Source organism: Streptomyces sp. 2131.1, from assembly GCF_900105515.1.
In the GTDB taxonomy this organism is placed as follows: domain Bacteria; phylum Actinomycetota; class Actinomycetes; order Streptomycetales; family Streptomycetaceae; genus Streptomyces; species Streptomyces drozdowiczii.
In genome coordinates this window covers 4,827,865-4,845,765 of the sequence record NZ_FNSY01000001.1, presented here as the reverse complement: position 1 = coordinate 4,845,765, position 17,901 = coordinate 4,827,865, and the positions used below count along the sequence as shown (strand labels likewise).

Annotated in this window: 15 protein-coding genes and 2 tRNA genes; 3 read left to right on the top strand and 14 right to left on the bottom strand. The window is 72.5% G+C overall.

Annotation, left to right across the window (positions count from 1 at the left end; translation table 11 throughout):
• Window positions 1–79: 79 nt before the first annotated feature.
• A complete protein-coding gene (locus BLW14_RS21755; protein WP_028425661.1) occupies window positions 80–325 on the top strand; it encodes a hypothetical protein in 246 nt (81 codons plus the stop codon).
• A 22-nt stretch (window positions 326–347) separates the two neighbouring features.
• On the opposite strand, the gene BLW14_RS21750 is transcribed toward BLW14_RS21755, so the two are convergent.
• Together BLW14_RS21750 and BLW14_RS21745 are read right to left on the bottom strand one after the other, a co-directional pair.
• Window positions 348–1,232, bottom strand: coding sequence for a YceI family protein (locus BLW14_RS21750; RefSeq protein WP_093708875.1), 885 nt, complete (start codon window positions 1,230–1,232; stop codon window positions 348–350).
• Between the two features lie 146 nt (window positions 1,233–1,378).
• Window positions 1,379–2,185 (bottom strand): arylamine N-acetyltransferase family protein, encoded by an 807-nt coding sequence (locus BLW14_RS21745; protein ID WP_093708874.1) that lies wholly within the window; start codon window positions 2,183–2,185, stop codon window positions 1,379–1,381.
• Between the two features lie 101 nt (window positions 2,186–2,286).
• Between BLW14_RS21745 and BLW14_RS21740 the strand changes: the two genes are divergently transcribed.
• Window positions 2,287–2,742: a pyridoxamine 5'-phosphate oxidase family protein gene (locus BLW14_RS21740; protein ID WP_093710811.1), complete on the top strand. Its 456-nt coding sequence runs from the start codon at window positions 2,287–2,289 to the stop codon at window positions 2,740–2,742.
• A gap of 167 nt (window positions 2,743–2,909) precedes the next feature.
• On the opposite strand, the gene BLW14_RS21735 is transcribed toward BLW14_RS21740, so the two are convergent.
• The 8 genes from BLW14_RS21735 to BLW14_RS21700 all read right to left on the bottom strand — a co-directional run bounded on the left by BLW14_RS21735 (window position 2,910) and on the right by BLW14_RS21700 (window position 13,686).
• Window positions 2,910–5,462 (bottom strand): ComEC/Rec2 family competence protein, encoded by a 2,553-nt coding sequence (locus BLW14_RS21735; RefSeq protein WP_177154051.1) that lies wholly within the window; start codon window positions 5,460–5,462, stop codon window positions 2,910–2,912.
• Window positions 5,459–6,205, bottom strand: a complete 747-nt coding sequence (locus BLW14_RS35240; RefSeq protein ID WP_371128086.1) for a ComEA family DNA-binding protein — start codon at window positions 6,203–6,205, stop codon at window positions 5,459–5,461. The genes BLW14_RS21735 and BLW14_RS35240 overlap by 4 nt, the downstream gene beginning before the upstream one ends.
• Window positions 6,206–6,641: 436 nt before the next feature.
• Complete coding sequence (locus BLW14_RS21725) at window positions 6,642–7,487, bottom strand: DegV family protein (RefSeq protein ID WP_093708873.1); 846 nt, start codon at window positions 7,485–7,487, stop codon at window positions 6,642–6,644.
• Between the two features lie 155 nt (window positions 7,488–7,642).
• Entirely contained in the window at window positions 7,643–8,356 is a 714-nt protein-coding gene (locus BLW14_RS21720; RefSeq protein WP_093708872.1) for a hypothetical protein, read from the bottom strand.
• A gap of 137 nt (window positions 8,357–8,493) precedes the next feature.
• A complete protein-coding gene (leuS, locus tag BLW14_RS21715; RefSeq protein ID WP_093708871.1) occupies window positions 8,494–11,367 on the bottom strand; it encodes a leucine--tRNA ligase in 2,874 nt (957 codons plus the stop codon).
• 291 nt (window positions 11,368–11,658) lie between these two features.
• A tRNA-Ala gene (locus tag BLW14_RS21710) sits at window positions 11,659–11,731 on the bottom strand.
• Between the two features lie 115 nt (window positions 11,732–11,846).
• Window positions 11,847–12,080, bottom strand: coding sequence for a hypothetical protein (locus BLW14_RS21705; protein WP_018103228.1), 234 nt, complete (start codon window positions 12,078–12,080; stop codon window positions 11,847–11,849).
• A gap of 133 nt (window positions 12,081–12,213) precedes the next feature.
• Complete coding sequence (locus tag BLW14_RS21700) at window positions 12,214–13,686, bottom strand: MFS transporter (protein ID WP_371128085.1); 1,473 nt, start codon at window positions 13,684–13,686, stop codon at window positions 12,214–12,216.
• Window positions 13,687–13,788: 102 nt separating this feature from the next.
• Here BLW14_RS21700 and BLW14_RS21695 point away from each other — a divergent pair, with 102 nt between their 5' ends.
• Window positions 13,789–14,682 carry a helix-turn-helix transcriptional regulator gene (locus tag BLW14_RS21695; RefSeq protein WP_093708869.1) on the top strand — a complete coding sequence of 298 codons (894 nt, stop codon included), beginning with the start codon at window positions 13,789–13,791 and terminating at the stop codon, window positions 14,680–14,682.
• 49 nt (window positions 14,683–14,731) lie between these two features.
• Here the strand turns inward: BLW14_RS21695 and BLW14_RS21690 are convergent.
• From BLW14_RS21690 to BLW14_RS21675, 4 genes are all read right to left on the bottom strand, one after another.
• Window positions 14,732–14,804: transfer RNA gene (locus tag BLW14_RS21690), tRNA-Ala, on the bottom strand.
• Window positions 14,805–14,921: 117 nt separating this feature from the next.
• Window positions 14,922–15,575, bottom strand: a complete 654-nt coding sequence (locus BLW14_RS21685; RefSeq protein ID WP_093708868.1) for a histidine phosphatase family protein — start codon at window positions 15,573–15,575, stop codon at window positions 14,922–14,924.
• Window positions 15,572–16,003, bottom strand: coding sequence for a ribosome silencing factor (gene rsfS, locus BLW14_RS21680; RefSeq protein WP_018518204.1), 432 nt, complete (start codon window positions 16,001–16,003; stop codon window positions 15,572–15,574). Before rsfS ends, BLW14_RS21685 begins: the two co-directional genes overlap by 4 nt.
• Before the next feature lie 142 nt (window positions 16,004–16,145).
• The gene (locus tag BLW14_RS21675; RefSeq protein ID WP_093708867.1) at window positions 16,146–17,891 is read right to left on the bottom strand and encodes an LCP family protein; all 1,746 of its coding nucleotides are present in this window, start codon (window positions 17,889–17,891) and stop codon (window positions 16,146–16,148) included.
• Between the last annotated feature and the right edge of the window lie 10 nt (window positions 17,892–17,901).

Here is a 17,901-nt window from a genome sequence, read left to right as displayed (position 1 = left end):
GTCCAGCATCCCACGGGCCACCGACAGCCCGGCCGCGGCCGGGTCCGCCGCACCCTCCCTCGTATCCGAGAATGGGCGGGTGAGCGATGAGAGACACGTCCTGGTGCTGCCCGACCGCGATGCCGCCGAGGAGGCGGCGGAGGAACTCGCCGACCGGTTCGGCGTCACCGACGAGCCGCAGCTCGTCCGGGACGCGCTGGCAGGCGAGGACGACGCCGAGGACGCCCAGTGGCTCGTGGTCGTGGAGGACCCGGACCACCGTCTCGACGCCGCGGCGCTCGACGCCTTCGCCGCGGAGTACGAGGGGTGGCTGGAGGCCCCGTAGGACCGCCCCGCGGTGCGGGGGATCAGCCCTTCGGGACGATCTGGACGTCCATCTCGACGGAGATGCTCGGGCCGACGACCGCGATGCCGCGCGCGAGCATCGTCTGCCAGGTGAGCGTGAAGTCCTCGCGGTGCAGCTGCGTGGTGGCGCGGCAGGCGGCCCGGGACTCGCCCTCCATCCCGTTGCCGAGCCCGAGGTACTGGGTGTCGAGGGTCACCGTGCGGCTCACCCCGTGCAGCGTGAGCGCACCGCTCACACCCCACCGGGTCCCGCCCCGGTGCACGAAGCGGTCGCTGTAGAACTCCAGCGTCGGGTAGCGGCCGACGTCCAGGAAGTCGCTGGAGCACAGGTGGTCGTCGCGCATCCGGACGTTGGTGTCGATGGACGCGGCGTCGATGACCACGTGCATCGCCGAGTCCTCCATGCGGTCGGCGATCCGGACCGCACCCGCGAAGGTGTTGAACCGGCCGTGGATGCGGGCCATCCCGATGTGCCGGGCGGTGAAACCGATCTGGGAGTGCGTGGGCTCGATCTCCCAGTCGCCCGGCTCGGGCAGCTGCGGCGGCGCGGCGACCTGGAGGGTGACATCGCCCAGGCTCGCATGGCCGCCCTCGGTGACCGTGGCCGCACCGTGGAAGGGCGTGAAGCCCTCCGCCGTGACGGCCAGCCGGTACTCCCCCGCCGGAACCGTGGCGAGGACGCTGCCGTACGGGTCTGTCTCGCCCCCGACCACCTTGCGCCCCGCACGGTCCGTCAGCACGAACTCCGCGAGCGGCACCGGCTCGTTGACCGGGTCGAGCACCCGGCAGCTGAGGACACCGGCCGAGTCCGGCACGATCAGTCCGGCGAGGGCACCGCCACGAGCGGCACCCGTCGCACCTTTGTTTCGGAACCAACGGCCGAACATCTCCACACACTCCCGGGCGCGTTCTCACCTCGGGCCGGATGGCAGACGTCTTTGTCGGAGCAGCGGCCCGCCGACGAGCATGCATTCGATCACCCTTGGGGTGTTCGAGGCAAACAGAGCATCTCGCCTGGTCTTGTGCGCAGGTGTTACCGAAGGTCCGATTTCGCGGGGAGCCGGTCCAGGCGCACCCCGAAGTGCTCGCGGTAGGCGGCGAGCACCTCCTCGTCGCCGGCGAGCGGTGTCTCGTGGCGCTCGGTGCCCACCGTCGTGAGGAGCTTGCGCCCGGTGAGCGTGATGCGGCCGTCGTCCGTGCTGCGCGAGCAGACGGGGGCCCGGGTGAAGTGGGAGTCGGGCGAGGTCCGGTGGTACCAGGCACCGGCCCGGAAGTCGGCCAGTACCCGGGGCCGCATCTCCAGGCGGAGCCGGGGCTTGCCGTCGCACAGCACGTCGAGGTCCCCGGCCTCCTCGGCGTCAGGTGCCGGCGCGATCCGGAAAGTACCGCCCGGGTCCTTGTGGTCGGCGCGGTCGTCGAGCGCGAGCGGCCGCCTGGCGTGGTCGCCGAAGCCGACGTCGGCGAGCCACGGCCCGGTCCCGTCGTCCGTCCCGACGCGCAGCGCCATGTGGTCGTACGGGATGCCGAGCCGCCCCCCGTCTCCGTGCACCCGGGCCTGAAGCAGGGTGACGCGGAACCCGAGCGCCCGCAGCAGTACGGCGAACGCCCCGTTGAGTTCGTAGCAGAAGCCGCCCCGGCGACGGGCCACGATCTTGTCCAGGAGCGCCCCGTCCTCCAGCACGACGTCCTCGCCGAGGTGGATGGAGAGGTTCTCGAAGGGCACGGCGACGAGGTGGCGCAGCTGCAGCTCGCGCAGCGCCTGGGCATCGGGGCGTGCCGGCCTGTCGGCGCCGATGCGCTCCAGATAGGCGTCGATGGTCTGCGGCAGGTCGGGGTCCATGGAGCCAGTCTGTGCCGGCGCCACAGCGCCGCGCCATGCGCCACTGGTCCTAGGTCCGGCGACGGTGTCGCGCGGCCGGGGCGCGGGTTAGCGTGCGCGGCATGCCTCACCCGGAACCGGCCCGCAGCCGTGAACAGCGCAAGCAGGGCGTACTCGTCCGCCTGGAGAAGGACACGGACGCCTGGGTGTCCACGGCCTCCGCCGACGGGGCGCCGACCCTCGTACCGCTGTGGTTCGTATGGGACGGGGAGGCCCTCCTGATGGCCACCCGGCGCACCAACCCGACGGCGGTCAACCTGACACCGGCCGGCCGGGCCCACATCGCGCTCGGCCACACCCGCGACGTGGTCATGATCGAGGCGACGGCCGAAGTGGTAGAGGGCACGGACCTCCCGACGGCAGCGGGCGACGCCTTCGCGGCGAAGTTCTCCTGGGACCTGAGGGGACGCCCCGGCTGGGTGTACCTCCGCTTCACGCCGCACGCGATCAGGGCCTGGCGGGAGTCCAACGAACAGCCCGACCGCGACCTGATGACCGACGGCCGCTGGCTGGTCTGAGCCCGGGATCACGGGAGTCCGGGGCTCCGGAGTCCGGGTCACGGGAGTCCGGGGCTCCGGAGTCCGGGGCGCGGGTGCCAGTGCCCAGTCAGCCGGGCCTGCCCGGCCCGCCCGGCCCGCCCGATCCGCCCAGCCCGCCCGCCAGGTCCCCGCCGTCGGGTACGCCCTCATGACCGCCCCACCGCCCGCAACCCTCTCCCCCTGCCCGTCACCGCGATCGCCCCGTCCCTGTCGGTGCGCAGGACCACCGCACCCTGCCCCGTCAGCGCGTCGACCGTCCGGGGTGCCGGATGCCCGTACGGGTTGTCCCGGCCCACGCTCACCAGCGCGAACCTGGGCCGGACGGCCCGCAGCAGGGCGCTGTCCTGGTGCGCGGAGCCGTGGTGGGCGACCTTGAGCACATCCACGCGAGGCAATTCCGGATGGCTGCGCAACAGCGCCTGCTGGGCGGGCGGTTCCAGGTCGCCCGGCAGCAGCAGAGTCAGCCCGCCGGCGCGCACGAACAGGGTGACACTGGCGTCGTTCGGGTCCTGCGGGACGGGCCCGGCCACCCCCGCCGCACCCGGCGGCCAGAGCACCTGCCAGTCGAGCGTGCCGATCCGGCGCCGTTCACCGGGGGAGGCCCGCATCACGGGAACCCGCGCCCGGGCCGCCGCTCTCCTGACGAACGCGGCCTGCTCCGGCGGCTCGTCCAGGCTCGTCGTCTGGATCGCGCCCACCGTCCTGCCGCGCAGCACCCCGGGCAGGCCCCGCACGTGGTCGGCGTGGAAGTGAGTGAGCAGCAGCAACGGAATCCGGCTGACGCCCAGTTCGCGCAGGCACCGGTCGGCGAGCCGGGGATCGGGGCCCACGTCGACGACGACACCCGAGCCCCTTCCCGCGGCGAGCACCAGAGCATCGCCCTGCCCGACGTCGCACATCGCGAACGCCCAGCCGGGCGGCGGCCACCCGGTCAGTACCCGCGTCAGCGGGGCCGGCCGGAGCACGGCGAGCACGAGGAGCAGCGCGGCGGCCGAGCAGACCCAGGGGCGGCGGCCCATCCACCGGGCGACCGGCACGAGGACCAGGGTCAGTACGGCCAGCAGCGCCGCACCGGACAGGCCTCCGGGCCAGTCGGCCTCCGCCCCGGGAAACGCCGCCCCGGTCCTTGCCACCGAGGCGATCCACCCGGCCGGCCACCCCGCGACCCGGGCGAGCAGCCCGGCCAACGGCATCGCCACCGGTGCCATGGCCAGCGCGGCGAACCCGAGGACCGTGGCAGGCGCCACCGCGAACTCGGCGAGCAGATTGCACGGGACCGCCACGAGGCTCACCCGCGAGGCGAGGAGCACCACGACGGGCGAGCACACCGCCTGGGCGGCGGCCGCCGCGGCCAGCGCTTCCGCCAGGCGCGGCGGCACCCGGCGCCGGCGCAGCGCCTCGCCCCACCTCGGGGCGAGGGTCAGCAGGGCGCCGGTGGCCAGCACCGACAGGACGAAGCCGTAACTGCGCGCCAGCCAGGGGTCGTACAGCACCAGCAGCAGCACGGCGGCACACAGCGCGGGGATCAGCGTCCGGCGCCGCCCGGTGCCGATGGCGAGCAGTGTGATCAGCCCGCACGCGGCGGCCCGCAGCACGCTCGGCTCGGGCCGGCAGACCAGGACGAAGGCGAGCGTGAGCCCACCGCCGAGGACTGCGGTCGTCCGCAACGAGATCCCGAACCTGGGGGCCAGTCCCCCGCGTTCGGCACGCAGCGCTCTGCCGGGCGCCCCGATGAGCAGAACGAGCAGAATCGACAGATTTGAACCTGAAACCGCCATCAAGTGCGTGAGGTCCGTCGCGCGGAACGCGTCATGCAGTTCGGGAGTGACCCGTGACGTGTCGCCGACGACGAGACCGGGCAGCAAGGCCCGTGCGTCGGGGCCCAGTCCGTCGGTGGCCTCGCGCAGTCCGGCGCGCAGCCGCCCCGCCGTGCGCTGGAGGTGGCTGGGCGGCCCGGTCACCCGGGGCGGCGCCTTGCCGTCGGGCCGCAGCACGGCGGCGATCCGTTCGCCCTTGTGCAGCGAGGGCGCCAGGCGCCCGTCGATCCGCAGCCGGGTGGAGGGAAGCAGCCGCTGCCAGGCGGCCGTCGCCCCGCCCGGCGGGACGATGACCAGCACCGGCGTCCGCAGCCGCAAGGCTGTGCCGTCGGGCCGCGTCAGGAGCGTGACCTCCGCGTCCAGCAACAGGGAGGCGGGCGTGCTGTGGTCGCCGCGCACCCGGGGGAACGTACGCCGGGCATCGGAGGTAAGGGTGATCTCCGCCTCGACGCGGGCGAACTGCCCGGCCAGTCCGGGCACCGGGCCCCGGCGCACATCGGCACCGTGCAGCCCGGCGGACGCCGCTCCCGCCGCTGTGCAGAGCAGCACGGCCGCCGCAGCGGTGGCGGGCAGCCGCCGGCGCGCACGGACCGGGTCTCCGAAGACTTCGCCCGGTACTCCCCGGGCGGCAGACCCGTCCAGTCCCGGGACCGCCCTGCGTGACCTCCGCAGACCCGGCACGGCCAGAAAGATCATCGCCGCCCCCAGGCAGAGCCCCGCTCCCATCGCCACCCACCGCCCGGGAGCGCCGAGGGCGAGCCCGGCACCGGCCCAGGCAGCGGCGGCCGGGCCGAGCAGCCGGAGATCGGCCGGGCCCTCCTGGCGGGGGTCGGAGAGTCCCAGGCGCCTGCCCGACGCCGCGTGGATGTCCGGCGCGCTCACGGCTGCACCAGCGGGCGCAGATCGGCGAACCGGCGGTCACCGATCCCGTTGACCTCGCGGAGTTCGTCGACGGACCGGAATCCGCCGTGCTGAGTGCGGTAGTCGACGATGTGCTGGGCGAGAACGGGACCGACGCCCGGCAGGCCCTCCAGCTGATCCGCCGTGGCCGCGTTCAGGCTCACCGGCCCGCCGCCCCCGGCGGCCGCAGGTCCGCCCGCGCCGCCGGCCGGGACCGGGGCCGGCGGGGCGCCCACCACGATCTGCTCGCCGTCCACGAGCACCCGGGCCCGGTTGAGCCCCGCCAGGTCCGTCCCGGGCCGCGCCCCGCCTGCCGCCGTCAACGCGTCGTCCACCCGTGACCCGGAGGGCAGCCGACGCAGCCCGGGGTCGCGCACCTTCCCACTGACGTCCACCACGATCTGCCCACCGGACCCGGCTGTAGGCACGGCGCCGGGCGACGGGTCGGGCCGGCCCGCGTCCTCCGGCTCCGCGTCCGCCTCCGGCCCGGGCGCGTGCACCGCCTCGCCGACCACGTCCGGAGCGCGTACGCCCTCGGGCCGGCCGGACCAGAAGTGCATCCCGGCGAACACGGCGGCGGCGACCAGGACCACGGCGAGCGCGGCCAGGGTCCTCGGCTCCAGGCCGCACCTGAGCTGCACCCACATCGGCAGCCGCTCCCGCACCGCGAGTCCGGCCGCCGCCCACCGCCCCACAGGAGCCGCAGCCGGAACCGCGCCGGCCATCCCCGTCTCCACGGCCCCGGCCGCCTCCGCACCACCGCCCCCGGCTTCCGCCGCACCCGAAGCCGGCGCCATCGAGTCCGAAGCCGCCGAACCCGAATCCGGAGCCGGGGCCGCCCCCACGCCCCACCGCGCGACCCGTCCCCCGTACCCGCCCGCCATGAGCGCATCGGCCCGGCAGCGCGCCGCCGCGGTCGCCTCCGCGCGGCCCGTGGTCCGCCGACGGCGCCCCGGTCCGGAGCCCGCCGTCCGCCGGACGCGGCCGTCGGAGGCCGGGGCACGTCCGGGCCCGCTGGTTGCACGCTGTGATCGGGAAGCCATGCCTAAGGACGCTAGGCACTCCCGCCAAAGCCCGCTGAGCACAAGCGGTTTCAGTGGATAACCAACTCGATGTGGATATCTCGCCCACTCCGGAGAGTGACGGTCGACAGAGCGGCCGTCAGCGCGGCGAGACCACCGCTCCCAGCAGCCCCGGCCCGGTGTGCGCGCCGATCACCGCGCCCACCTCGCTGACGTGCAGGTCCACCAGGCCTGGCACACGCTCCCGCAGCCGCTCGGCCAGCCGGTCCGCACGCTCGGGCGCCGCCAGGTGGTGGACCGCGATGTCCACGCCCCCGCCGCCCGCGCGTTCGACGACGATCTCCTCCAACCGGGCGATGGCCTTCGAGGCCGTCCGGACCTTCTCCAGCAGCTCGATCCGGCCGCCGTCCAGCTGGAGCAGGGGTTTGACCGCGAGCGCCGAGCCGAGCAGGGCCTGCGCGGCGCCGATCCGGCCGCCGCGGCGCAGGTAGTCCAGGGTGTCGACGTAGAAGTACGTGGAGGTGCCCGACGCACGCTTCTCGGCCGCCGCCACCGCCTCGTCCAGGCCGCCGCCCGCCTCGGCGGTCTCCGCGGCCGACAGGGCGCAGAAGCCGAGGGCCATAGCGACCATTCCCGTGTCCACCACCCGCACCGGCACCGGAGCGTCCTTCGCCGCGAGCACCGCAGCGTCGTAGGTACCGGAGAATTCCGCCGACAGATGGAGGGAGACGATGCCGCTCGCACCGGCCTCCGCGACGGCCCGGTAGGCGGCGGCGAAGACCTCGGGGCTGGGCCGGGACGTGGTCACGGAACGGCGCTTCTGGAGGGCCAGGGCCAGGGAACGGGCCGAGATCTCGGTGCCCTCCTCCAGGGCCTGATCGCCCAGGACCACGGTCAGCGGCACCGCGATGATGCCGTGCCGCCGCATCGTGTCGGGCGGCAGGTAGGCCGTTGAATCGGTGACGATCGCGACATGGCGGGACATGAGCGGGAGGTTACCCGGAGCGCCGGGGAGTAGGCAGTCCGACCCCGCACGAATGATCAGCCGCGGTCGCTTCGCAACGCATCCTGCCACCCTCGGTCACCGGTGGTCGCGGCGTTCCTCCCGGCGTGTCACAGCCGGTCCCCGAGGGGTACGGCTCAGTTGGACGTCTCCGGCCGGGCCGTCTTCTGCCACGGGTAGGTGGTGCTCTGCCTGGGGTCCCGGGCCGTGATGGCCTCCGGCGCGTCCGGCTCTCCGTCCCAGTCGTCCGCCGGCACCGGCCCCTGACCGGTCTCCTGGCCAGCCATCGGCTGGGCCGGGCCGGGTGCCGTGGTCCAGTGCCGCAGGGCCCCCGCCTCCACGTCGATCTGCGCGTTCAGCGCCGACAGCTCGTCGTCGGCGAACCTGCGGGCCCGGTCCCGGGCGGCCCAGCGCAGCGCGTCGGCGGACTGGGTGATCCGCTCGGTGCGCTCCTTCAGGCCGGGAAGCCTTGAGGTCACCGTCGCCTTGTCGGGCTCGCGCTCCAGCGCCTTCAGCTCCGCGTCCAGCTCACGCCCGTACACGCTCAGCCGGTCGAACAGGCCCAGCGACTCGGAGAGCGACGCGTCCTCGGCCGCGCCCGCCCGCAGCGCCTCCTGCGTGGCACGCATCGACGTGCGCAGCGAGAGCCGCAGCTGGGCCAGCTCGCCGCCGACGCCCAGCTGACCGTAGCTCTTGGCCCGCAGCGTGGTGTCCTCGACGGTGCGGCGCGCCTGTGTGATCGTGCGGTCCACGCCGCGCCGGGCCGCCCCGACGACCTTGACGGTCGCGTACACGCCCAGGGCCATGAAGGCGACGACGAGCAGCCCCAGGATCAGGATCACGGATTCCATGAGCGCCCCTCGGATGGTGTGACGGCCTCCGGTACACGTACACCGGTCATCTCCACCGTAAACGGAACGGGCAGGTTGGGGGTTCCGTCGGAACCCCCAACCTGCCCGTAGGGGAAAGCCCCCACCCGTGTCCGCGACTACGCGGGGACGATGTTCACCAGCTTCGGCGCGCGGACGATCACCTTGCGGATGCCCGCCCCGTCCAGCGCGGCGACGACGGCCGGGTCGGCCAGGGCCAGGGCCTCCAGCTCCGTGTCCGTGATCGACGGGGAGATCTCCAGGCGCGCCTTGACCTTGCCCTTGATCTGCACGACGCAGGTGACGGTCTCGTCCACGACGTACGCCGGGTCGGCCACCGGGAAGTCCTGGTGCACGACCGACTCCGTGTGGCCCAGCCGGCGCCACAGCTCCTCGGCGATGTGCGGGGCCAGCGGCGCGATCAGCAGCACCAGGGCCTCCGCGACCGGGCGGGGCAGCGGGCCGCCCGCCTTGGTCAGGTGGTTGTTCAGCTCGGTGACCTTGGCGATCGCCGTGTTGAACCGCATGCCGGCCATGTCGCCGCCGACTCCGTCGATCGCCTTGTGCAGCGCGCGCAGCGTGTCCTCGCCGGGCTCGGAGTCGACGACGGTGACCTCACCGGTCTCCTCGTCGACGATGTTGCGCCACAGCCGCTGCAGCAGCCGGTACTGGCCGACGACCGCGCGCGTGTCCCAGGGCCGCGACACGTCCAGGGGGCCCATCGCCATCTCGTACAGGCGCAGCGTGTCCGCGCCGAACTCGGTGCAGATCTCGTCGGGCGTGACGGCGTTCTTCAGGGACTTGCCCATCTTGCCCAGGACGCGGGAGACCTTCTCGCCCTGGTAGTAGTACGCCCCGTCACGCTCCTCGACCTCGGCGGCCGGGACGGCGATGCCGCGGCTGTCCCGGTAGACGAACGCCTGGATCATGCCCTGGTTGTACAGCTTGTGGAACGGCTCCGCGGAGGAGACATGGCCCAGGTCGTGCAGCACCTTCGACCAGAAGCGGGCGTACAGCAGGTGCAGCACGGCGTGCTCGGCACCGCCCACGTACAGGTCGACGCCGCCGGTCGGCTGCCCCTCGCGCGGGCCCATCCAGTACTCCTCGATGGCCGGGTCGACCAGCTTCTCGGAGTTGTTCGGGTCCAGGTAGCGCAGCTCGTACCAGCAGGAACCGGCCCAGTTGGGCATGGTGTTGGTCTCGCGGCGGTAATTTCGCAGACCAGCGCCGTCGCCCAGGTCCAGCGTGACGTTGACCCACTCGGCGTTGCGCGACAGCGGGGTCTCGGGCTGGGTGTCGGCGTCGTCCGGGTCGAAGGTGCGCGGCGAGTAGTCGTCGACCTCGGGCAGCTCCAGCGGCAGCATCGACTCGGGCAGCGGGTGGGCGATGCCCTCCTCGTCGTACACGATCGGGAAGGGCTCGCCCCAGTAGCGCTGGCGGCTGAACAGCCAGTCGCGCAGCCGGAAGTTGACGGTGCCCTCGCCGACGCCGTGCTCCTTCAGCCACTCCGTGATGCGGGCCTTCGCGTCGGCGACGCCCAGACCGTTCAGCGAGATCTCGTCGTTGGCGGAGTTGACCAGCTTCGCGTCGTACGAGGCGAAGGCGTCCTCCCACGTCGAGGCGTCCGTGCCGCGGCCGTCCGACGGCTCGACGACGCAGCGCACGGGCAGCTCGAAGGCGCGCGCGAAGGCGAAGTCGCGGGCGTCGTGCGCCGGTACGGCCATGATCGCGCCGGTGCCGTAGCCCATCAGGACGTAGTCCGCGATGAAGACGGGGATCTGCTCGCCGCTGACGGGGTTGGTGGCGTACGCGCCGGTGAAGACGCCGGTCTTGTCCTTGGCCTCGGCCTGCCGCTCGACGTCGGACTTGGACGCGGCCTGCTTGCGGTACGCGGTGACCGCCTCGGCCGGGGAGGCGTGGCCGCCCGTCCAGACCGGGTGGGTGCCCTCGGGCCAGGCGGCGGGGATGATCCGCTCGACCAGCTCGTGCTCGGGCGCCAGCACCATGTAGGTGGCGCCGAACAGCGTGTCCTGGCGGGTGGTGAAGACGGTGACGCTGCCCGCGCCGTCGACCGGGAAGTCGACGCGCGCGCCCTCGGAACGGCCGATCCAGTTGCGCTGCTGCAGCTTGATGGCCTCGGGCCAGTCCAGCCCGTCCAGGTCGTTCAGCAGCCGGTCGGCGTAGGCGGTGATGCGCATGTTCCACTGGCGCAGCTTGGCCTTGAACACGGGGAAGTTGCCGCGCTCGGAGCGGCCGTCGGCGGTGACCTCCTCGTTGGCCAGGACGGTGCCCAGGCCGGGCGACCAGTTGACCGGCGCGTCGGAGGCGTAGGCCAGCCGGTACCCGCCCAGGACGTCGGCGCGCTCGACGGCGCTCAGCGCGCTCCAGTCACGGCCGTCGGGGGTCGCGCGCTCGCCGCTCTCGAACTGGGCGACCAGCTCGTCGATCGGCCGGGCGCGGTCCGCCTCGGTGTCGTACCAGGAGTTGAAGATCTGCAGGAAGATCCACTGGGTCCACTTGTAGTACTCGGACTCGATCGTGGCGAACGAGCGGCGCTTGTCGTGGCCCAGGCCCAGCCGGCGCAGCTGCGCCGTCATGTTCGCGATGTTGGCCTCGGTGGAGATCCGCGGGTGGGTGCCGGTCTGTACGGCGTACTGCTCCGCGGGCAGGCCGAAGGCGTCGAAGCCCAGGGTGTGCAGGACGTTGTGCCCGGTCATCCGCTGGTGGCGGGCGAAGACGTCGGTGGCGATGTAACCCAGCGGGTGGCCGACGTGCAGTCCCGCGCCCGAGGGGTACGGGAACATGTCCATGATGAACTTCTTGGGCCTGGCGGCCAGCTCCGGATCGCCCGCCAGGTCACCGGTCGGGTTGGGTGCCTCGTACGTGCCCTCGGCGTCCCAGAAGTCCTGCCAGCGTGCCTCGATGTCGGCGGCCATCGCTGCCGTGTAGCGGTGCGGCGCAGCAACGTCGGCTGCGGAATTCGTCTCGCTCATGATCCTCAAAGCTCCATCGATCGTCATCTGCCGGCGCCCACGTCGTACGGACACGCGTCCACGGAAACGAAAAATCCCCTCGCACAGGAGGGGACGCCGCGCTGATGCCGACCAGGCATTCTCACCGGTCGGGACTGATCAGCGCGGCTCGCTAAGCAGAAGGCCTACGGCACGCATGGCGTCAGGGTACCGCACGGAGCCGGTCCCCCTCAGGGCGATAGCCCGTTGACCGGCTGCGCACACAGAACGGCGGGCCATCCGATCCGGATGGCCCGCCGTTCTTCTTCACTGTGGAGCTAAGGAGAATTGAACTCCTGACCTCTTGCATGCCATGCAAGCGCTCTACCAACTGAGCTATAGCCCCTCGTTGCGCCGCCCGCGTTTCCCTGGCGACATCGAGAACAGTACCGGTCACCCCGGCCGTCCACCAAATCGATTCCGGGCGGACCGGTTTTCACCGGTCTTCGGAGGGGAAGCGGTCAGGCCGTCGCGAAGGAGTAGAACCGTTTGAGCGTGCAGTGCTCCTCCAGGAGCCGGCCGTAGATCGGCTCCCCCTCCAGCTCGCGGTAGGTCTCGATGGGGTCGCCTTTTATGATCAGCGCCCGCGCGCACTCCTCGCACCAGTACTGGTAGTCCGCGTTGACCGGGTCCATGTCCCTGACGATGGGCGTACCGCTGCCGCACCAGTCGCATTTCCGCCTGTGTGCACCCATGGATCAGCTCCGGCCCCGACGGAGGGAAGACGGCTTCGGGACCTCGTGGCGGCTCCCAGGCATCGCGCACACCCTCCCGTTCGGTCCGTCGCTCCCTCCGGCGGTCCGATTCTGCCATGGCCCCGCAAGGGGGTCAGCCCGCCCGAGTCACCGCCCGCCGCCGTACGAGCCCCGCAACGGCGCCCGCGCACGCGACTCCGGCCAGAGCCAGCTCACAGACCCACAGAGCGTGCCCCGACCCCTGCGCCCCCGGGGCGCCGAGACGGTTGAGGTAGAGGGTGCCGATGGTGGCGACTCCGACGACCTGGCCGAGCTGGGTGACGGTCACCAGCACACCGCTGGCGTCGGCGGCGTCCTGGGGCCGTACGTCCGCCAGGGCGCCCGCGAGGTTGGGGCTGAACGCGAGAGCCATACCCGTACCCAGCAGCAGGAAGCCCGCGTACAGCACGGGGCCCCCGCCGTCGCCGCCCCGCAGCGCCAGCCCGATCAGCACGTTGCCGACGGCCACCATCACGAAGCCGCCGGGGACCAGACCCCTCTGCAGCCGGGCGGGCCACCGCCGCCAGGTCAGTCCGGCCACGCCGAAGGCCACCGCGGTCGGCGCGCACATCAGCCCGGCGCGCAGCGCCGAGTACCCGAGGCCGCCCTGGAGGTGCAGCGTCAGCGTGAAGAGGAAGCCCGCGTTGACCGCCATCACCAGCAGGATGCGCACCGACGCCACGGCGATTCCGGGCAACCGGAGCACTCGGGGCGCGATCAGGGGCGCACCGCCGCGTGCGGCGAGCCGGGTCTCGTACGCCACGAAGCCGGCGAGGACGACCGCGCAGGCGAGCAGGCAGATCCACGTCCAGTCGGGCCAGCCCAGCTCCTGGCCGAGCACCAGCGGGACGGTCAGCAGGGTGACGCCCAGGGCGAGCACGACCAGGCCCACCGGGTCGAAGCCGCGCGCCCGCGCCACGCGCCGGGCCTGGCCGGTGCGCGGCTCGCCCGGCAGGACGCGGGCGCCGAGCACCAGCAGGACCAGCCCGATCGGCACGTTGACCAGGAAGACCGGGCGCCAGCCCGCCCCGAACAGGTCGACGCTCACCAGCACCCCGCCCACGACCTGCCCCGCGGCGGCCCCCGTGGCCAGCACGGCGCTGTAGGCGCCGATCGCGCGGACCCGAGCCGCCCCGGTGAAGTGCTGCTGGATCAGGCTGAGGACCTGCGGGATCATCACCGCCGCGCCCGCCCCCTGGATCACCCGGAAGGCGATCAGCTGCCCCGAGCCCGCCGCCAGTCCGCAGGCGAGCGAGGCCGCGGTGAAGACCGCGAGCCCGGTCAGATGTGCGCGGCCGTGACCGAGCAGGCCGCCGAGCCGTGCGCCGGCGACGAGGAGGACGGCGTACGAGATGGTGTATCCGGCCACCACCAGCTGCAATTGGGCCCCCGATGCGCCGAGTTCGGTACGGATCGTGGGGGCGGCGACGTTCACGATGAAGATGTCGAGCATGGCCATGAACTGGGCCGTGAGGACCACGGCGAGCAGCCGTGCGGGTGCCTTGTCAGTGGCGGGAGCTTTACTGGTGACGGAGCGTGAGGCCGTCGTCTCGGAGGTCGCGGTCATGCCTTCCAGGCTGGTGCCGGACGCATACGGGTAACGAGAGCCCGCTGATGCTGGTACTGGCAGCACCTGGCAACACCCGGGCGCAGCACGGACGATGGGGGCGTGACGACGGTGACGACACAACAGCACACACGGCGGAACGGGCCGGCGCACGGCAAACGGCCCGAGCTCGCCGCCTTCCTGCGCAGCCGCCGGGCCCGGGTCACCCCGGCCGACGTGGGCATGCCTCCCGGCTTACGACGCCGCACGCCGGGTCTGCGCCGCGAGGAGGTCGCCCAGCTCTCCGGCGTCGGTGTCACCTGGTACACGTGGTTGGAGCAGGGCCGCCCGATCAACGCCTCCTCGCAGGTCCTGGACGCGGTGGCGCGAACGCTTCGGCTGGACCCGCCGGAGCGCGAGCACCTCTACGAGCTGGCCGGGGTCCCCTTCCTGCCGGGCCGCGAGTCCGACGTCTTCGAGGTCGGCGAGGAGATCCAGGGCATCATCGACGCGCTCGATCCACTGCCCTCGGTCGTCTACAACGCGCGCTACGACGTACTGGCGACCAACCCGGCCTACCTCGACCTCTTCGGCATCCCCTTCATGAAGGGCACCCGCGTCCACAACGCCCTGTGGTCGGTGTTCACGGCCTCGGAGGAGGACTGCCCGGTCGTCCACCGGACCCAGGAGCTGCCCCTGATGGCGGCGACCCTGCGCAGCGGCTACGGGCGCCACGTGGGCGAGCCGGCGTGGGAGAGGTTCATCGAGGCGCTGTCGGACGCCAGCCCCTATTTCGCGAAGCTGTGGCGCAGCGGGGACGTCGTACCGCCGGGCCGGCGCGTGAAGGTCTTCCGGCACCGCGCGGTGGCCGGGGAGATACGGATGACCTCGGTGTCGCTGACCGTCAACGGGCTGCTGGAGTGCCGGATCGTCACGTACACGGCGGCCGACGAGGAGAGCAGGCGGCTGCTCGCGGACCTGCGGGCACACCGCCGAGGCCCCGCGGCCCGCACGTGACCGCACACGCGGAAATCCCGCCCCCTGGTGGGGACGGGATTTCCGATTGTGGAGCTAAGGAGAATTGAACTCCTGACCTCTTGCATGCCATGCAAGCGCTCTACCAACTGAGCTATAGCCCCGCTGTCCGCTGTGTTTCTCTGCGCTCCCGCGCTGCGAACAAGAAGAACTTTAGCCTGTGACCAGCCGGAAAGTGAAATCCGGCCCCTGCCGCCCGGAGGCGGCCCGTGGCGACCGGGTCAGGTGTCGTCGCCGAGCACCGGCTCCGGCAGCGTGCCGGCGTTGTGCTCCAGCAGCCGCCAGCCTCGGGCGCCCTCGCCGAGCACGGACCAGCAGCAGTTGGTCAGCCCGCCGAGCCCCTCCCAGTGGTGCGCCTCCAGGCCCAGCAGCCGGCCGATGGTGGTCCGGATCGTGCCGCCGTGACTGACGACGACCAGCGTGCCGTCGTCGGGCAGCTTGCCGGCGTGCCCGAGGACGACGGGGGCCGCCCGGTCGGCGACCTCGGTCTCCAGCTCGCCGCCGCCGCGCCGCACGGGCTCGCCGCGCTTCCAGGCCGCGTACTGCTCGCCGTACCGCTCCACGATCTCCTCGTGGGTGAGGCCCTGCCAGGCACCCGCGTAGGTCTCCCGCAGGCCCTGGTCGTGCACCACGCCGATGCCGGTGATCGCGGCGAGCTCGGCGGCCGTGGCCACGGCCCGCCGCAGGTCGGAGGCGACGATCGCGTCCGGCTTCAGCGAGGCGAGCAGCCGCGCGGCCCGGCGGGCCTGCGCGACACCGGTCTCGGTCAGCTCGATGTCCGTGGAGCCCTGGAAGCGGCGCTCCAGGTTCCACGCCGTCTGGCCGTGGCGCCAGAGGACGATCCTGCGGCCCCTGCCGCTTCTGCTGCCGTTCAGTTCTGCTCACCTTCCGTGCCGCCGTTGAGCTCCGCGTGCTCGGCGGCCTTGCCACGGGTCTTCACGGCGTCCTCGGGCAGGTCGATCTCCGGGCAGTCCTTCCACAGGCGCTCCAGCGCGTAGAAGACGCGCTCCTCGCTGTGCTGGACGTGGATGACGATGTCGACGTAGTCGAGGAGGATCCAGCGGGCGTCGCGGTCGCCCTCGCGGCGGACCGGCTTGGCGCCGAGCTCCTTCTGCAGCCGCTCCTCGATCTCGTCGACGATCGACTTGACCTGGCGGTCGTTGGGGGCCGAGGCCAGCAGGAAGGCGTCGGTGATCGACAGCACGTCGCTGACGTCGTAGGCGATGATATCGTGCGCGAGCCGGTCGGCGGCCGCCTGGGCGGCGGCGTTGATGAGCTCGATGGAGCGGTCAGTGGCGGTCACAAGCAGGCTTTCGTCGTCGGTCGGATAGACCCCTAGGGTCTCACGGGGAACCGACGTCGCACGCAGCCGTATTCCGGGGGCGGCCGGGGAAGGGCCCGACCGGCTCGTGGGAGGAGGGGGCCGCCCCTCCTCCCATGGCCCGCTACTCGGCCTTGTAGTCCTGGCCCAGGATGACGGACACGTCCGCGTTCCCGGCCGGCTTGCCCTTCTTCACCGCGCTCGTCGGCAGTCCGAGGGTCTTGGCGACCTGGGTCGCCTTCTCCTTGTCGGCGGCCTCGGCGTAGACGACCTGCGAGGAGGCGGCCGCGTCGGCCTTCCCACCGTTGACGAAGGCGAAACCGCCGTTGACCAGCTTGCCCCGGGCGGACTCGGTGGAGCCGGTGTCCCCGGTGGCGTTCTTGATGCCGACCCGGATCACCCCGTCCGCGGTCGGCGCCTTGACCGTGCCGCCGAGGATGTCCTTGACCACGCTGTCGGTGGCCGCGTCGGTGAGGGTGCCGTCGTCCTGGACCGGCAGCAGCGCCGTCTTGTAGTCGCCGATCTTGGCGTGCTCGGCGAGCTTCGCCAGCGAGGCCCCAAGGTCCTTCTCGGGCAGCGACGGGTCGAGGATCTGGGCCAGCGTCTGGACGGTGACCGTGGCGGCCTTCGGGTCGTCGGAGATCTTCCGCAGCACCCCGCGCATGACCTGCCCGAACCGCATCAACTGCTTGGCCTCGGCCTCACCCGGCCCGCGGTACGTGGCGTACGCGACGGCCATCGGACCGCTGAGGGTCTGCGCCTCGCCCTTCTTCACCAGGTCGCCGGAGCCCTTCTTGGCGCCCGGCACCGCGGTGTCCGTGTCGACCTCGATGTTGCCGACGAGATCGACGAGGTTCTCCAGGTACGGGGTGTCGAGCCGCCAGGTCCCGCTGATGTCGGTGCCGAGCAGGGTGTCCAGGGACTCCCTGGTCCCGGAGGTGCCGTCGTCATCGACCGACTTGCCGAGCGTCGTGGTCGTCCCGTCGTCGTCGGAGACGGCGAGGGAGTTGGGCAGCAGGACCGTGGTCCCCTGCTTGGTGGTGACGTTGTCGACGAGCAGGGCGGTGGAGGTGCCGCCGCCCTTCGTGTTGTGGAGGTGCACGACGATGACGTCCCGGCGCTGCGGACCGGTCGTCGCGGTGTTCTCCTTCTCCCCGCCGGACATGCCGGGCAGCTTGTCCGCCGACCACAGGTAGCCGACGCCGCCGAGCACCGCCAGGACCGCGGCGACGATCAGCGCGACGACCCGGTTGCGGCCGCGGCGGCGCGCCTCCTCACGGCGCTCGCTGCGGCTCTCGGTGAACTTGAGCCAGTCGATGACGTCCTCGGAGTCCTCGTCGGGCTCCTCGATGAACGCGAACTGCTCGGTGCGGTAGTCCTCGCCGCCGCGGCGCTGCCCGGGCACGGCCGCCTCCGGCGCCTGCCGCGGCTCCGGCTCCCCGCGAGGCGCGGGGGCCGGGGCGGGAGCGGGGGCCGGGGCCTGCTGCGGGGCGCTCCACTGCTGCGTCGTGTCGACCGCGGCCTGCTGCCCGGTGTCGTACGCGGGCATCTGCCCGGTGTCATAGCCGTACTGGTCGTAGCCGTAGTCCTGCTGCGGGGCCTGCTGGGAGCGGTCCCCGTAGGGGTCGTAGCCCTGCGGCGGGGCAGGGGGCTGCTGCTGGGCGTACGGGTCGTAGCCGTACCCCTGCCCACCGCCCTGCGGAGCCTGCTGCGGCGCCTGCTGGTTCCCGTAGGGCTGCTGCTGTTGCTGCCCGTACGGGTCGTACTGCTGCTGACCCGGCTGCTGGTACACCGGCTGCCCGTACTCGTCGTAGCCGATGATCTGCGGCTGCTGGTAGTACGGGTCGTACGGGTTCTGTCGGTCGTTCACCGGTGCCCCT